Here is a 15,554-nt window from a genome sequence, read left to right on the forward strand (position 1 = left end):
TCAGCCACGCAGTTTCGAGTGCAGTTCCTGCAGCGAACGCACCCCGAGACCACCGTTGATGCCCGCCTCGATGCCCTGCACCGCGGCCGCCGCGCCCTGCACGGTGGTGATGCACGGAATGTTCGCGCCCACCGCGGCGGTGCGGATCTCGTAGCCGTCCACGCGGGGGCCCGAGTTGCCGTAGGGGGTGTTGAACACGATGTCGATCTCGCCGTCGCGGATCTGCTCGACGATGGAGGCCTCCGGCATTCCGGTGGCCGGATCGGTGGTCGCCGGGTCGGAGTGCTTGCGCACCTGTTCGCACGGAATGCCGTTGCGGCGCAGGGTTTCCGCGGTGCCCGCCGTGGCGAGGATACGGAAGCCGAAGTCGTGCAGGCGCTTGATCGGGAACACCATGGCGCGCTTGTCGCGGTTGGCGACCGACACGAACACCGTGCCCTCGGTGGGCAGCGAGCCGTAGGCGGCGGCCTGGCTCTTGGCGAAGGCGGTGCCGAAGTCGGCGTCGATGCCCATGACCTCGCCGGTGGACTTCATCTCCGGGGAGAGCAGCGAGTCCACGCCGGAGCCGTCGGCGCGGCGGAACCGGTGGAAGGGCAGCACGGCTTCCTTCACCGCGACCGGCGCGTCGAGCGGCACGTGACCGCCGTCGCCCTCGGGCGGCAGCATGCCTTCCTTGCGCAGCTCGGCGATGGTGGCGCCGAGCATCACCCGGGCGCACGCCTTGGCCAGCGGCACCGCGGTGGCCTTGGAGACGAACGGGACAGTCCGGCTGGCGCGCGGGTTGGCCTCGAGGACGTAGAGCACGTCGTCCTTGAGGGCGTACTGCACGTTGAGCAGGCCCTTCACGCCGATGCCCTTGGCCAGCGCGATGGTGGAGCGGCGCACGGCCTCGATGTCGCTGCGGCCCAGGGTGATCGGGGGCAGCGCGCAGGCGGAGTCACCGGAGTGGATGCCGGCTTCCTCGATGTGTTCCATCACGCCGCCGAGGTAGACCTCCTCGCCGTCGCACAGGGCGTCGACGTCGATCTCGATGGCGTCTTCCAGGAACCGGTCGACGAGCACCGGGTGGTCCGGGTTGAGTTCGGTGGCGCGGGAGATGTAGCCCTCGAGCGACTTCTCGTCGTAGACGATCTCCATGCCGCGCCCGCCCAGCACGTAGGACGGGCGGACCAGCACCGGGTAGCCGATCTCGGCGGCGATCTTCTTGGCCTGCTCGACCGTGATGGCGGTGCCGTACTTGGGGGCGGGCAGGCCGGCGGCCACGAGCACGTCACCGAATTCGCCGCGGTCCTCGGCCAGGTCGATCGCGGCGGCGGAGGTGCCGACCACGGGGACACCGGCGTCGGTGAGCCGCTGCGCCAGACCGAGGGGGGTCTGGCCACCGAGCTGCACGATGACACCGGTGACGGTGCCCGACTCCGACTCCGCGTGGTACACCTCGAGCACGTCTTCGAAGGTCAGCGGCTCGAAGTAGAGGCGGTCGGCGGTGTCGTAGTCGGTGGAGACGGTCTCGGGGTTGCAGTTGACCATCACGGTCTCGTACCCGGCGGCCGAGAGTGTCTGCGCCGCATGGACACACGAGTAGTCGAACTCGATGCCCTGACCGATACGGTTCGGCCCGGAACCGAGGATGATGACCTTCTCGCGCTCACGCTGCGGCGCGACCTCGGACTCCGCGCCGGGATCCAGCTCGTAGGAGCTGTAGTGATACGGCGTCTTCGCCTCGAATTCGGCGGCGCAGGTGTCGACGGTCTTGTACACCGGGCGCACACCCAGGCGGTGACGCAGCGAGCGCACGCCCGCCTCACCGGCCAGCTCGGGCCGCAGGGCGGCGAGCTGACGGTCCGACAGACCGTAGTGCTTGGCCTGACGCAGCAGGTCTTCGTCCAGGACGGGCGCGTCGAGCACCTCCTGGCGCAGCTCGACCAGCCCGGCGACCTCGGCGACGAACCACGGGTCCACACCGGAAGCCTTCGCCACTTCCTCGATCGAGGCGCCGTAGCGCAGCGCCCGTTCCACCTGGTAGATGCGGCCTTCGGTCGGCACGCGCAGGTCGGCGAGGATGGCGTCGATCGCCTCGCGCACCGACGCCGGATCGCTGGGATCCTTGGGCGCCCACTGCCCGTCCTCGGCGGTCCAGAAGCTGGCCGCCTTGGTCTCGAGCGAGCGCAGCACCTTGCCGAGGGCCTCGGAGAAGTTGCGGCCCATCGACATCGCCTCGCCCACCGACTTCATGGTGGTGGTCAGCGTGGCGTCGGCGCCGGGGAACTTCTCGAACGCGAACCGCGGCGCCTTCACGACGACGTAGTCCAGCGTCGGCTCGAAGCAGGCCGGGGTCTCGCCGGTGATGTCGTTGACGATCTCGTCGAGGGTGTAGCCGATGGCCAGCTTGGCGGCGATCTTGGCGATCGGGAAGCCGGTGGCCTTCGAGGCCAGCGCCGAGGACCGCGAGACGCGCGGGTTCATCTCGATGACGATCAGGCGACCGTCCTTCGGGTCCACCGCGAACTGGATGTTGCAGCCGCCGGTGTCGACGCCGACCTCACGCAGGATGGCGATGCCGAGGTCGCGCATCTTCTGGTATTCGCGGTCGGTGAGCGTCATCGCGGGGGCGACGGTCATCGAGTCGCCGGTGTGCACGCCCATCGGGTCGACGTTCTCGATGGAGCAGACGATGACCACGTTGTCGCGGCCGTCGCGCATGAGCTCGAGCTCGAATTCCTTCCAGCCGAGGATGGACTCCTCGATCAGGACGTTCGCGGTGGGCGAGGCGGACAGGCCGCCGCCGGCGATGCGGTCGAGGTCTTCCTCGTTGTAGGCCATGCCCGAGCCGAGGCCACCCATGGTGAAGGAGGGCCGAACGACCACCGGGTAGCCGAGTTCGGCGACGGTGGCGCGCACCTCGTCCATCGTGTAACAGACGGCGCTGCGGGCGCTCTCACCGCCGACCTTGGCGACGATGTCCTTGAACTTCTGCCGGTCCTCACCGCGCTGGATGGCGTCGAAGTCGGCGCCGATCAGCTCGACGTTGTACTTGGCGAGCACCCCGTTCTCGTGCAGCGCGACCGCGGTGTTGAGCGCGGTCTGCCCGCCGAGGGTGGCCAGGATCGCGTCGGGGCGTTCCTTCTCGATGACCTTCTCGACGAATTCCGGGGTGATCGGCTCCACGTAGGTGGAGTCGGCGAACTCGGGGTCGGTCATGATGGTCGCCGGGTTGGAGTTCACCAGCGATACGCGCAGTCCCTCGGACCGCAGCACCCGGCACGCCTGGGTACCGGAGTAGTCGAATTCGCACGCCTGGCCGATCACGATCGGGCCAGAGCCGATCACCAGGATGTGCTTCAGATCCTCGCGGCGAGGCATCAGGCTCCTTCCATGAGACCGGCGAAACGGTCGAACAGATATGCGGCGTCGTGCGGGCCTGCGGCGGCCTCGGGGTGGTACTGCACCGAGAAGGCGCGACCGTCGATCAGTCGCACACCCTCGACGGTGCCGTCGTTGGCGCAGATGTGGGAGACCTCGGCCTTGCCGAAGGGCGTGTCGAACTGCTCGCCCTGCTCGCCCTCCAGGGCGAAGCCGTGGTTCTGCGCGGTGATGGAGATGCGGCCGGTGCCCGCTTCGACGACCGGGATGTTGATGCCCCGGTGGCCGAACTTCATCTTGTAGGTCTCGCGGCCCAGTGCCCGGCCCAGGATCTGGTTGCCGAAGCAGATGCCGAACAGCGGGATCCCGCGCTCGAGCACACCCTGGGTGAGCGCGATCGCGCCGGTCTGGGTGGCCGGGTCGCCGGGGCCGTTCGAGAGGAACACACCGTTGGGGTTCAGCGCGAGGATGTCGTCGAGGGAGGTGTTCGACGGCACCACGTGGGTGCGCACACCGCGTTCGGCGAACATGCGCGGGGTGTTGGTCTTGATGCCGAGGTCGACCGCGACGACGGTGAAGCGGTGATCGCCCACCGGCTCGATGGTGTACATGCCGTCGGTGCTGACCTCTTCGGCCAGGTCCGCGCCGAGCATGGACGGCTGGCCGGTCACGCGGGCGAGCAGTTCCTCGTCACCGGCGAGGGCCGCGCCGGAGAAGATGCCCGCCTTCATCGACCCGCGGGTGCGCAGGTGCCGAACCACCGCGCGGGTGTCGATGCCGGCGATGCCGACCACGTTCTGCTTGTCGAGCTGGTCCTGCAGGGTGCCGGTGGCGCGCCAGTTCGACGAGATCGTCGAGGGGTCGCGCACGGCGTAGCCGGCGACCCAGATCTTGCCGGACTCGTCGTCCTCGTCGTTCCAGCCGGTGTTGCCGATCTGCGGGGCGGTGGCCACCACGATCTGGCGGTCGTAGCTGGGGTCGGTGAGGGTCTCCTGGTATCCGGTCATCGCGGTGCAGAACACCGCCTCACCCAGGGTCTGCCCCTCGGCGCCGAAGGCCGTACCGCGGAACACGCGGCCGTCCTCCAACACAAGGGCTGCTTTAGCCCGACCCGTCGCCCGACCACCACCCCTCACGGAATCGCTGCGCGCTGCTGTGTCACTCATTCGTCTCGTCTCCCGTCGTCACCCTGGTCGCATCCGCGGTCCATGCCGGGTACACCGTCTTGTCGTCGCCCCGGAATCCGGTATCGATCTCGGTTCCGGTCGGCAGTGTCCAGCGAATTACCAGCACACCATTGTCCGTCATCACTTTGCCCGCGTGTCCGCGCTCGGTGCGCACGGCCGTCACGGATTCCTGGGGAATCCAGATCGGCGTGGCTCCGTCGCGTTCGAGCAGGATCCCGCGTTCGAACCGCGTCAGTTCGGCGGTCGCACGGAACCCCAGGTCACCGACCGCGATCCGGTTCTGCCAGCTGGGCGCGAAGGTGCTGCCCAAATACAGGCCGGTGGTCGGTTCCAGCAGTTGCGCACCCAGTTCGGCGGGCACGGTCGGCAACTCGCCGATCCGCGACTGCTGGCTCGCGGCTTTCTTCTGCCAGGCCCGGTACATCAGCCACAGGCACAGTACGAATACCGCCAGCAGCCCGACTACCCACAGCGTTCTCTCCACGTCCTGGCCTCCCTAGATCCCGACCGCCTTGCCCTCGCGGGCAGTTACCCGGCCGCGCAGCACGGTGGCTGTGACCTCGGCCGGGAACGTCATGTCCTCGAACGGCGTGTTGTTCGAGATGCTCGCCAGTTCGGCGCCGCGCACCGTCCACTCGGCGTCGGGGTCGACGAGCGTGAGGTTGGCGGGTTCGCCGACGGCGATCGGGCGGCCGTGGTCGTCGAGTCCGACGATCGCCGCGGGCTTCTCGCTCATCACCTTCGCGACACCGCGCCAGTCGAGCAGACCCGGCCGCACCATCGTCTGCACGATGATCGACAGGGCCGTCTCGAGGCCGAGCATGCCGGGGCGGGCCACCGCGAACTCACAGCACTTGTCCTGCTCGGCGTGCGGCGCGTGGTCGGTGGCGACACAGTCGATGATCCCGTCGGCCAGGGCCTGGCGCAGCGCGGCGGCGTCGGAGGCCTCGCGCAGCGGCGGGTTCACCTTGTTGACCGCGTCGTAGGTCTCGAGGCGCGAGTCGTCGAGCAGCAGGTGGTGCGGGGTGACCTCGGCGGTGATCGAAATACCCTGGGACTTGGCCCATTTCACTAGCTCGACGGTGCCCGCAGTGGAGGCGTGGCAGATGTGCACGCGGGCACCGGCGTCGCGGGCGAGCAGTGCGTCACGCGCGACGATCGACTCCTCGGCGGCCCGCGGCCAGCCGGCCAGACCGAGCCGGGCGGCGTTCGGACCCTCGTGCGCGACGGCGCCCTTGGTCAGGCGCGGTTCCTCCGCGTGCTGGGCGATCAGGACTCCGAGCGAATTCGCGTACTCAAGCGCGCGCCGCATGATGAGGGGGTCGTAGACACAGTGCCCGTCGTCGGAGAACATCCGGACCTGGCCGACACCGGCGGCCATCGTGCCCATCTCGGCGAGCTGCTTGCCTTCCAGACCCACTGTCACCGCGCCGACGGGGAACACGTCGACCAGGCCGACCTCCTGGCCGCGCCGCCACACGTGATCGGTGATGACGTGCGAATCCGCGACCGGGCTGGTGTTGGCCATGGCGAACACGGCGGTGTACCCGCCGAGAGCGGCTGCGGCGGAACCGGTTTCGATGGTCTCGGTGTCTTCGCGGCCGGGTTCGCGCAGGTGGGTGTGCAGGTCGACGAAGCCGGGCAGCAGGACCTGGCCGTTGCCCTCGATGATCTCGGCGTCGTCGGCGGCCGTGAGACCGGAACCGATCTCGGCGATGACGGTGCCGCGCACGAGCACGTCGACCGGTTCGCCCTCACCATAGGGCTTGACGTTCTTGATGAGCAGCTCAGTCATACCGTTTCCTCCTGACCGACGAGCAGCCGGAACAGCACGGCCATCCGCATGTGCACGCCGTTGGAAACCTGCTGCAGTACAGCGGCTTTCGGCGAGTCCGCGACGGCCGAGGCGATTTCCATGCCGCGCAGCATCGGACCGGGGTGCAGCACCACCGCGTCGTCGTCGAGCAGCGCGAGCCTGCGCTCGGACAATCCGTAGTTGATCGAGTATTCGCGGGCCGACGGGAAGAACCCGCCGTTCATCCGCTCCGCCTGCACGCGCAGCATCATCACCGCGTCGGCGCCGGGCAGTTCGGCATCGAGGGAGGTCGCGACCCGGCAGGGCCAGGCGTCGACCCCGACCGGCAGCAGCGTGCGCGGCGCGACCAGCACCACCTCGGCGCCGAGGGTGTTCAGCAGCACGACATTGGACCGGGCGACCCGGCTGTGCAGGATGTCGCCGACCAGCACCACCCGCTTGCCCTCGATGTCGCCGAGGCGCTGACGCAGGGTCAGCGCGTCGAGCAGCGCCTGGGTGGGGTGCTGGTGGGTGCCGTCGCCCGCGTTGATGATCGAGGGGGCCTGCCGGTGCTCCTCGCGCGCCCACTGCTCCATCCAGCGCGCGATCTGGTGCGCCGCACCCGAGGCGGGGTGGCGCACGATCAGCGCGTCGGCGCCCGCCGCGTGCAGGGTGAGTGCGGTGTCGCGCAGCGATTCACCCTTGGAGACCGACGAACTCGACGCGCTCACGTTGATCACGTCGGCGCTCATCCACTTGCCGGCGACCTCGAAGGAGACGCGGGTGCGGGTGGAGTTCTCGTAGAACACCGTCATCACGGTGCGCCCGCGCAGGGTCGGCAGCTTCTTCACTTCGCGGCCGAGCAGGGCCTGTTCGAAGCGTTCTGCTTCGTCGAGCAGTTCGGTGGCGGCGGCGCGATCCAGGTCGGCGACGGTCAGCAGGTGCTTCATTTCGCCTCCTGGTGCAGGTAGACGCCGTCGTGCCCGTCGTGTTCGGTGAGCAGGACCGAGATGTCCTCGGCGCGCGAGGTCGGCACGTTCTTGCCCACGTAGTCGGCGCGGATCGGCAGTTCGCGGTGGCCTCGGTCGACGAGGACCGCCAGCTGCACGGCGCGGGGGCGGCCGAGGTCACGCAGGCCGTCGAGGGCGCTGCGCACGGTGCGCCCGGAGAACAGCACGTCGTCGACGAGGACGACGAGGGAGTTCTCGATGCCGCCGTCGGGCACCGAGGTGCGTTCCAGCGGACGGTGCGGGCGGCTGCGCAGGTCGTCGCGGTAGAGGGTGATGTCGAGCGAGCCGAGCGCCGGCCGGACGCCGGAGAACTCCTCGATCTTGTCCGCCAGCCGGTTGGCCAGGGTGGTGCCGCGCGTCGGGATTCCCATGAGAACCACCCGAGGTGCGTCGGCGTCGCCGGAATCCAGGGCGGTCTTCTCGATGATCTGGTGCGCGATGCGCGCTACGGTGCGTTGCACATCCGACGGCGACAACAGTTCCCGCCCAGCCGCCACCCATTCCGGGGTGTGCCGCTGCGATGTTTCGCCGGCGCCGGTTTTGGCCGCCCGTTCGGGCACAGCCATGCCGACCTCCTTCCCCGCCTCACCGGACGGTCCGTTAAAGGATGTCTCACTCGCCCGTCAGCTTATCAGCGCCCGCCGCCCCCTTTGACCAGGTAGGGCCGCCTGTGAGCACGGCCACGACCGGCCACCGCGCCGCACTGCTGCGCCGACGATCACAGCGGCGCCGAAAGCCCTGCGAGCGAGCGCGTTTCGCGGTGTGTGACCGGGGCGCAGACCGGTCCGTTATCCCTGTCACGCGGGAGCGCTACTCGCGCACGGCGTGAACGACGCCGACGCGGGGGTCGTGCACCGCGACCTCTCGTCCGAGCGGAACGATCATGTCGTCCCAGGCGCGGAACTCGGTTCGCCATCCGTGGTCGACGAGCCACTGCCGGCCGGGCCGCTCACCGTCGGACAGCGGAGGCGCGGCGTTCTCGTCACCGGAAACGAGTCTGCGCAGTTCGACGTAGTGCGGTGCGTCGGCGTCGACGGTGAATCGGCCGAGACCGAATCTGCTGCCCGGTGCCGAGAGGTCCGTGAGCGTCGCGACGGCTCGCCGATGATCGGCCGCGGGAAGATAGGGAAGCGCGCCCTCATCGATCCACACTGTCGGCTGGTCGGGCCGAAAGCCTGTGTCCCGCAACCGTGATGCCCACTCTTCGCGGAGGTCGATCGGGAGGATCCGACGGCGGGTCGTCGGCATGGCGCCCGTCGCGCGCAGCACAGGTTCCTTGAAGGAGAACAGCGCGGGAAGGTCGAGTTCGTACACGGTGACGTCGGCGGGCAGCCCCAGGCGATAGGCCCGGGTGTCCAGACCGGCGCCGAGCAGGACGAGCTGACGGCACCCGGCGGCGACCGCGTCGGCGACCTGATCGTCGACGAGACGCACGCCGACCGAGCGGCCCGGGAAGAACTGCTCGGCCAGCGCCTCGACCCGCGACCAGCGCGCCGCACCCACAGCGGTGCCGCTGAAGTCGCCACGTGCGGCCGCGACGAAAGCCGAGGCCAGCGCGTCGTCGTAGAGCCGGTCCGGCCGGCGCGACTCCATTTCCCGGATCAGCGCTACGCCGAGGGCGCTCAATGCCACACCGACAACAGGTGCGTTCACTTCACTCATCGCACTACCTTTCGAACTAACTTGTCGACCGGCTAGCAATCGCCGATACGCAGCGACGGTAGGCTCCTCCTAGCCGGTCGTCAAGCAAAAGGAATCCCGTGGACGGACGTCGTAGCGACACCAAGGACCGCATCCGCGCTGTGGCGATGGAGTTGTTCGCCGAGCGCGGCTACGAGAAGACCTCACTGCGGGAGATCGCCGAGCGGCTCGGTGTCACGAAAGCCGCACTGTATTACCACTTCCGAACCAAGGAAGACATCGTCGTCAGCCTCTCCGACGACTTGCGACGCGGCATCGACGACATCGTGACCTGGGCCGAGCAAGCCCCGGCAGGCCAGGAGCGGGCCGAGCAGATTCTGCGCCGTTACAGCGCCCTGCTGCACAGTCTCGGGCGCGATATGGTGCGGTTCTGGCACGAGAATCAGCCCGCGTTCCGCGATCTCGGATTCGGCGCGGGCCTGCGCTACCAATTCCGTGTGCTCGCCGACCTCATGACGGACCCCGAACGGGCACCGCTCGATGTCTACTACGCCCGGCAGGCGCTCCTGGCGATCAGCTGGAGTGTGTCGATGATGGGTGACCTGGATCTGCCCGACGACCAGATGGCCGCCGCTGCCACCGAAATCGCCCTCGGAATTCTCGACCGCCTCTCCTGACCGATCGGCGAAAACGCTTTGACGCGGCGCTTCGGGTCCGGCGACCATCGACTATGGGAATCGACATCGCGGCGACGCCGCCGACGCGTATCGACCTGGGCGAGCTGGTCGTGCGCCGGTGGCGACCGGCGGACGTGGACAGCCGGTTGGCCGCGCTCACCGATTCGCACGAGCACCTGCACCGGTGGATGGCGTGGGCAGCGGAACCACCCACGCGCGAGTATCAGCGACTTTCCATCGAGATCTCGAGCACGCGGTGGCCGACTCCGGACGGCGGGTACCTGTACGGAATCTTCACGGCGGCAGGCGAAGTCGCCGGTGGGATCGGGCTGCACGACCGTGTGGCGGCGGGCAACCTGGAAATCGGGTATTGGTGTCACGTCGCCCATACCGGTCGCGGCGTGATCACCCGGGCGGCGCGCGCGCTCACCGCCGCCGCCCTCGCGCTCCCCCACATCGAGCGCGTCGAAATCCGGTGCGACGCGGCCAATGTCCGCAGCGCGGCAGTGCCTCGCAGGCTCGGTTATCGCCTGGTCGAGACCGAATTGCGTGCAGCCGAGGCTCCGGGGGATTCCGGTCGCTATCAGGTCTGGGCGACTACCGCACACGGCTCGTGACGCGCGTTCTCGAGGCAACCGCGGGCCGCCGCCGAATCCGTCCGCCGGGATACGACACGTTTACGGAAGTGGTCGTCGCCTGTAGCGGACATGCTTGCACGACTTCAGGTACACAAACGGAGGAGCGCAAAGGTGGGAGCAGGCATCGTCGCGACGCTGCTGGTCGGCGTCGGAATTCTGCACATCGTGCCGGGCGTGGTCGCGTTGTCGCCACGACGGGTGAGCACCGCCTATGGCACCGACGTCACGGACAGGGATCTGGAGCTTCTCCTGCGTCATCGCGCGGTGTTGCTCGCGACGGTGGGGTTCGGGTTGGTCATCGGCGCCGTGGTCCCTGCCGCCAGGACTGTCACGATCACGGCCGGAATCGTCAGCACCGCTTCGTTTCTCGTCCTCACCGCGGTCATCGGGCCGGGCAAACTCAATGCGCGAACTCTTCGGGTGGCGCGTGCCGACGTGATCGCTCTCGTGGCGCTGATCGGCGCCGGTCTGGTCGCCCTCGCGAATTGAACGCCGCCCTCGTCCTGCGACGACGGCAGTCAACTCCAGGTGGCCGTGGCGGGGTCGATGCCGTTGGCTCGGGCGTTGGCGTCGATGACGGCGCACAGCCACTGGGTGAGGCCAGGCGCGAGGGAGTCGTAGAAGGCGGTGTAGCCGGGATCGGTGCGGTAGGTGCGGGCCAGGCAGACGTGCATGGCGTGGGTGCAGTCGAAATAGACCGCGAGGGAGTCGCGGTGGCGTTCCGCGAGGGTGTCGGCTTCCGGGCTGCCCGGTGTGACACCGTGGCGCAGCGCCGCGGCGAGGTCGGTGTGCAGGGCGGACAGGTCGTCGGAGACCTTGCGCCAGTCCTCGGGCGTGCGGTCGGCGACGCGTTCGGCGTACTGCGCCCACTGCGGGGTCTCGCCCCAGCGTTCGCGGGCCTGCTCGACCCACGCCGGTTCCCATCCGTCGCCGAAGATCGCGACCTGATCTTCCGCGGGGAGCAGGATGCCCGTCTCGCGTGCTTCGATCAGCCGATCCACCGCGTCGGCCATCCCGCGTAGCCGATGGATGCGGGCCTCGAGTTCGGCGCGCTGCTCGCGCAGGGTGGTGAGCGCGTCGGCGGTCGGTGCGTCCAGCAGGCCCGCGATGTCGTCGAGGGGTACGCCGAGTTCGCGGTAGGTCAGCACACGGTGGGCGCGCGCCACCTCGGCCGCGCTGTAGAGCCGGTACCCGCCGGGGCTGCGCTCCGACGGGCAGACCAACCCGATCGCGTCCCAGTGATGCAGGGTGCGGGTGGTGACACCGAGCAGCCGCGCCGTGGCGCCGACGGTGCGTGGCGAGGTGGTCACGACCACCATTGTGCCGTCAGGGCCCCTCGATCCCCATCGACCGCAGGTGCTCGGCCGCCGGGCTGTCCGGGTCGTACGGGCGGGCGGCGGTCATCACCACACGCGTGTGCTCCGGTGTCACCACCTCGAGTTCCATCGAATTCCACGGCATCACCCGTGGGCCGACCGTGCACCCCGGCACCGCCCGCTCGCACGCTTCGGCGATGCCGTCGATCTCATCGAGCACGCAGGAGAAACTCACCGTGAGCCCACCCGGTCCGTCCGCCGGTGCCCCCGGCACGAGAAGCACATCCTGAAACGCCCATCGCCGCAGATGCGTCACCTGCCCCGGCGCGGTGAAGAACTCGAAGAACCCGAGCCCCTCCACCCAGAATTCCACCGACTTCGCGATCTCGGCACACGGCACGATCACGAACATGGGCATCCCGTAGATACCCCGGAACGGTTGCGGCGCGACAGCATCGGGACCGGGAACGGGCACCGGGCTCATCTCGAAAGCTGGAAAGTTCATACGAGTGATCGTCGAGCCTGACGCTACGTGAGGGTCAAGTCTGCCGCGTCGCGCGCACCGAAGTCCCCGGTCGGAGGGTCGCACGAGCGAGTAGGCGATGAATTTCGGACGGGGTCGTCGTCGGAACATGCGTCAGCTGTCGACAGAGAGGTGTTCGCCGATGGTCAGGAAGTTTCGGTTCGGGGTCGTCGCTCCGCTCAGGAGTGAGGCGCAGGTGTGGCGGGAGCGAGTTCGGCGGATCGCTGGGCTCGGGTATTCGACCCTGTTGGTGGCTGATTTCCCGCTCACGCAGCCGGCGCCGGCACCCATGCTCGCCACCGCCGCGGCGCTGACAGACCTGCGCGTGGGGACCTGGGTGTACGCCTCTCCCTTGCGCCCGCCATGGCTGACTGCCTGGGAAGCGCATTCGCTGTCGCTCCTGACGGACGACCGGTTCGAGATGGGAATCGGCACCGGACGCGGTGGCATCGAGGACGAGTTGCGCGACAAGGGTCTGCCGATCGTCGCGCCGGGAGAACGGCTGGCCCACATCAGGGAAACCGTCGACCGGCTGCGCGAACTCGACGGCCCGCACCGGCGCACCCCGGTGGCGATGGCAGTGTACGGCCCGAAGGCGCGGGCTCTGGCGGCCGAGATCGCCGACACGGTGACCTTCCCGCTCGGCGATCTCCCCCGGAACCAGGTCGAGCGGCTGACCCGCGAATTCCGCACCGGCAACAGCCCCGAGCTGGCCCTTGCCGTCCCGGTGATCGGTGACACCGTCGCCCCGCACATGGCCCACCCCGCGACCGATCCCGCCGCACTCCGCGCCGCCGACGCCCTGACCGTTCTCCCGGACGACCCCGCCGCCGCCATCGACGAAATCCGCCGCCGCCGCGAGGAAGCCGGTTTCTCCTACATCGTTGTCGGTGCCGACTTCGCCGAACGGTTCGCCCCGGTGGTCGCCGCGCTCACCGGAACATAGGACCTCGCGGGAGTGCCATCACCCGAACTACTACGAACATATGTTCGAACGCGCGCTAGAATGGCGGTCATGTCGATGCCCCTGCAAGGTTCACTGTTCGACGGTGAGGCGATTGCGCTGGGTTCACTGGACGCTCTCCGGCGGACCCAGCTCGACGCCACCGCCTGGGTCGATATGGCGCCCGGATGGTTGAGCGGGGCGAGCGAGGTGTTCGATCGACTCGCCGAGCGGGTGCCCTGGCATGCCGAACGCAGGCCGATGTACGACCGGGTGGTCGACGTGCCGCGCCTGATCTCCTTCTTCGGCGAACACGATCCCCTGCCGGATCGGGTGCTGGTCGAGGCGCGCGACGCCCTCACCGAGCACTATCTGCCCGAACTGGGCGAACCGTTCCGGACCGCGGGGCTGTGCTTCTACCGCGACGGTCGCGACAGTGTCGCCTGGCACGGCGACACCATCGGCCGTGGCGCCACCCACGACACCATGGTGGCGATCGTCTCCGTCGGTGCGCCACGCGCCCTACTCCTACGGCCCCGAGGTGGCGGCGCCAGCGTCCGCTTCACCGCAGGTCACGGCGATCTGCTCGTCATGGGCGGCGCGTGTCAGCGCACCTGGGAACACGCCGTTCCCAAGACCACACGTCCGGTCGGTCCACGCATCAGCATCCAGTTCCGCCCGCGCGGCGTCCGCTGAACCGCCACCGACGGCTCGTCACCGGGGCGTGGTCAGCACCGAGCGGACCATATCCTGAACGGCCGCCCGGAGCCGCGCGACCTCCCCCGCCCTGGCCATCTGCTGGGCGAGGTCCCCACCGATCGACGAAAGCAACAGCGCACCAACGACTTCGGCGTCGAGATCAGGCCTGACCTCCCGGAGGAGGGTGCTGATGTGCTCGGCCCAGAAGGCGTGGAACTCCTCGGTGCGCGGATGCGGCGGCATCGCGCGGTACGCGGCGATCAGCTCGACATGATCGGTCACCAGGCAGGTCATCGCATCGAAGAACGCGAGCAACCGATCACCGGCGGGCGCGCCGGGCCCCAGCGGCGGCGGGCCGTCGAGAACTCGGGTCATGAGCTCGCTCGCCCCCTCCGCGATGAGTTCGTAGAGCAGGCCGGAGCGGCTACCGAAGCGATGGAAGATGGTGCCCTTGCCGACCCCCGCCGCCGCCGCGACCCGATCCATGGTCACCCCGGCGGCGCCGTGTTCGTCGAGCAGCGCCATGGTCGCCTCGAGAATTGCCCGCCGGTTGCGCGCGGCATCGGCTCGTTCGACCCGACGGCCCTCGCCCATCGCACTCATTTCCTCGGCACATGCCGATCCGTTGACAAAGTTGACCGACGGTCCATATCGTCTCTCACCGGGAGAACTGGACCGTCAGTCAACTTATGGAGTTCCGTTGCAAGCAATCGTAATGACCACCGTCGGCGCGCCCGAAGTCCTGGTCGTCGAGGAAGTCGACACCCCACGACCGGCGACGGGTGAGGTACTCGTCCGAACCGAGTCCATCCCGGTGCTCTACCCGGAGACCCTGATGCGCTCGGGAGCCTTCCCGTTTCCCGCGCGACTTCCCGCGGTGTTCGGGTTCCAAGCAGCGGGCACCGTGGTCGAGGTCGGTGCCGACGTCGATGCAGGGCTCGTCGGCTCACGGGTCGTCGTGTCCACGCCCGGATACGGGTCGTATGCCGAATATGTCGCGGTGCCGGCCGATTCGGTCGATGCCGTCCCGGCCGATCTCGACCTGGACGCCGCCGCGGCGATCCTGATGGCCGGGTCGGTGGCGACCGCGCTGTTCGACACCGCGGCGCCGCGCGCGGGTGCGACCGTGCTCGTCGAGGCAGCGGCGACCGGAGTGGGTGCGAGCCTCACCCGATTGTGCGCCGCGGCAGGACTGCGGGTGATCGGCACCGCTGGTGGCCCCGCGAAAGCCGAACTGGCCCGCGCGAACGGTGCGCACGCGGTCGTCGACCACAACGCACCGGACTGGGCGCGGCAACTACCGGCACTGCTCCGCGACGACACCCTCGACGTCGTCTTCGATTCGATCGGCGGCGACTCGTTGTCACCCGTGCTCGACCTCGTCACCCCGCTGCGCGGCCGAATCCTCGGCTACGGATGGCTCGCGGGAGCCCCGGCGCAGGTGGCGGCCGCGGACCTGATCCTGCGTGGGCTCACGCTCACCGGGTGCGCGGGGCCGGCGTGGTCGGGCACGGTGGCCGCACACGGTGCGGCGGCGCTGGCAGCCGCGGCACAGGGGCGGCTGGTTCCGGTGGTGGACGCGGTACTCCCGATGGCCGACGCCGCGAAGGCGCATCGGATGCTCGAGGATCGTGTCGCGATGGGCAGTGTGTTGTTGCGTCCGTGAATCAGCGGTCGGCAATCCGACCGGTCGGGTGTGGGTCCGCGGTCACCTCTTGAACCGAAATGCGTTCTGTTGCTTGGGTATCGGACGATACTGGAG

General features: G+C 68.9%; 16 protein-coding genes. 6 read left to right on the forward strand and 10 right to left on the reverse strand.

The window, feature by feature from the left end; genetic code table 11:
- The 7 genes from carB to AB0I35_RS05320 form a co-directional block, all read right to left on the reverse strand.
- Complete coding sequence (carB, locus tag AB0I35_RS05290) at positions 1-3,363, reverse strand: carbamoyl-phosphate synthase large subunit (protein WP_357394503.1); 3,363 nt, start codon at positions 3,361-3,363, stop codon at positions 1-3.
- A complete protein-coding gene (carA, locus tag AB0I35_RS05295) occupies positions 3,363-4,529 on the reverse strand; it encodes a glutamine-hydrolyzing carbamoyl-phosphate synthase small subunit (RefSeq protein WP_357394504.1) in 1,167 nt (388 codons plus the stop codon). The genes carB and carA overlap by 1 nt, the downstream gene beginning before the upstream one ends.
- A complete protein-coding gene (locus AB0I35_RS05300) occupies positions 4,522-5,034 on the reverse strand; it encodes a transporter (RefSeq protein ID WP_357394505.1) in 513 nt (170 codons plus the stop codon). The genes carA and AB0I35_RS05300 overlap by 8 nt, the downstream gene beginning before the upstream one ends.
- 12 nt (positions 5,035-5,046) lie before the next feature.
- Positions 5,047-6,345 carry a dihydroorotase gene (locus AB0I35_RS05305; RefSeq protein WP_357394506.1) on the reverse strand — a complete coding sequence of 433 codons (1,299 nt, stop codon included), beginning with the start codon at positions 6,343-6,345 and terminating at the stop codon, positions 5,047-5,049.
- Complete coding sequence (locus AB0I35_RS05310; protein WP_357394507.1) at positions 6,342-7,295, reverse strand: aspartate carbamoyltransferase catalytic subunit; 954 nt, start codon at positions 7,293-7,295, stop codon at positions 6,342-6,344. Before AB0I35_RS05310 ends, AB0I35_RS05305 begins: the two co-directional genes overlap by 4 nt.
- A complete protein-coding gene (gene pyrR, locus AB0I35_RS05315; RefSeq protein WP_357146009.1) occupies positions 7,292-7,921 on the reverse strand; it encodes a bifunctional pyr operon transcriptional regulator/uracil phosphoribosyltransferase PyrR in 630 nt (209 codons plus the stop codon). Before pyrR ends, AB0I35_RS05310 begins: the two co-directional genes overlap by 4 nt.
- Before the next feature lie 244 nt (positions 7,922-8,165).
- A complete protein-coding gene (locus AB0I35_RS05320) occupies positions 8,166-9,017 on the reverse strand; it encodes an SAM-dependent methyltransferase (RefSeq protein ID WP_357394508.1) in 852 nt (283 codons plus the stop codon).
- 98 nt (positions 9,018-9,115) lie between these two features.
- Between AB0I35_RS05320 and AB0I35_RS05325 the strand changes: the two genes are divergently transcribed.
- From AB0I35_RS05325 to AB0I35_RS05335, 3 genes are all read left to right on the forward strand, one after another.
- Positions 9,116-9,673 (forward strand): helix-turn-helix domain-containing protein, encoded by a 558-nt coding sequence (locus tag AB0I35_RS05325; protein ID WP_357394510.1) that lies wholly within the window; start codon positions 9,116-9,118, stop codon positions 9,671-9,673.
- Between the two features lie 53 nt (positions 9,674-9,726).
- Positions 9,727-10,290 carry a GNAT family N-acetyltransferase gene (locus tag AB0I35_RS05330; RefSeq protein WP_357394512.1) on the forward strand — a complete coding sequence of 188 codons (564 nt, stop codon included), beginning with the start codon at positions 9,727-9,729 and terminating at the stop codon, positions 10,288-10,290.
- A 132-nt stretch (positions 10,291-10,422) separates the two neighbouring features.
- Positions 10,423-10,800: a hypothetical protein gene (locus tag AB0I35_RS05335; protein ID WP_357394513.1), complete on the forward strand. Its 378-nt coding sequence runs from the start codon at positions 10,423-10,425 to the stop codon at positions 10,798-10,800.
- Between the two features lie 29 nt (positions 10,801-10,829).
- Here the strand turns inward: AB0I35_RS05335 and AB0I35_RS05340 are convergent, their stop codons facing one another.
- Positions 10,830-11,621: a MerR family transcriptional regulator gene (locus AB0I35_RS05340; RefSeq protein WP_357394515.1), complete on the reverse strand. Its 792-nt coding sequence runs from the start codon at positions 11,619-11,621 to the stop codon at positions 10,830-10,832.
- Positions 11,622-11,637: 16 nt separating this feature from the next.
- Positions 11,638-12,132: a VOC family protein gene (locus AB0I35_RS05345; RefSeq protein WP_357394517.1), complete on the reverse strand. Its 495-nt coding sequence runs from the start codon at positions 12,130-12,132 to the stop codon at positions 11,638-11,640.
- Between the two features lie 160 nt (positions 12,133-12,292).
- Between AB0I35_RS05345 and AB0I35_RS05350 the strand changes: the two genes are divergently transcribed.
- Entirely contained in the window at positions 12,293-13,096 is an 804-nt protein-coding gene (locus tag AB0I35_RS05350; RefSeq protein ID WP_357394518.1) for an LLM class flavin-dependent oxidoreductase, read from the forward strand.
- A gap of 69 nt (positions 13,097-13,165) precedes the next feature.
- Positions 13,166-13,789 (forward strand): alpha-ketoglutarate-dependent dioxygenase AlkB, encoded by a 624-nt coding sequence (locus AB0I35_RS05355; RefSeq protein ID WP_357394520.1) that lies wholly within the window; start codon positions 13,166-13,168, stop codon positions 13,787-13,789.
- A gap of 18 nt (positions 13,790-13,807) precedes the next feature.
- Here the strand turns inward: AB0I35_RS05355 and AB0I35_RS05360 are convergent, their stop codons facing one another.
- Entirely contained in the window at positions 13,808-14,386 is a 579-nt protein-coding gene (locus tag AB0I35_RS05360) for a helix-turn-helix domain-containing protein (protein WP_357394522.1), read from the reverse strand.
- Positions 14,387-14,507: 121 nt separating this feature from the next.
- On the opposite strand from AB0I35_RS05360, the gene AB0I35_RS05365 reads away from it, so the two are divergent.
- Positions 14,508-15,458 carry a zinc-binding dehydrogenase gene (locus AB0I35_RS05365; RefSeq protein WP_357394523.1) on the forward strand — a complete coding sequence of 317 codons (951 nt, stop codon included), beginning with the start codon at positions 14,508-14,510 and terminating at the stop codon, positions 15,456-15,458.
- The last annotated feature ends 96 nt before the right edge of the window (positions 15,459-15,554 follow it).

Source organism: Nocardia sp. NPDC050378 (assembly GCF_040655675.1).
Lineage (GTDB): Bacteria > Actinomycetota > Actinomycetes > Mycobacteriales > Mycobacteriaceae > Nocardia > Nocardia coubleae.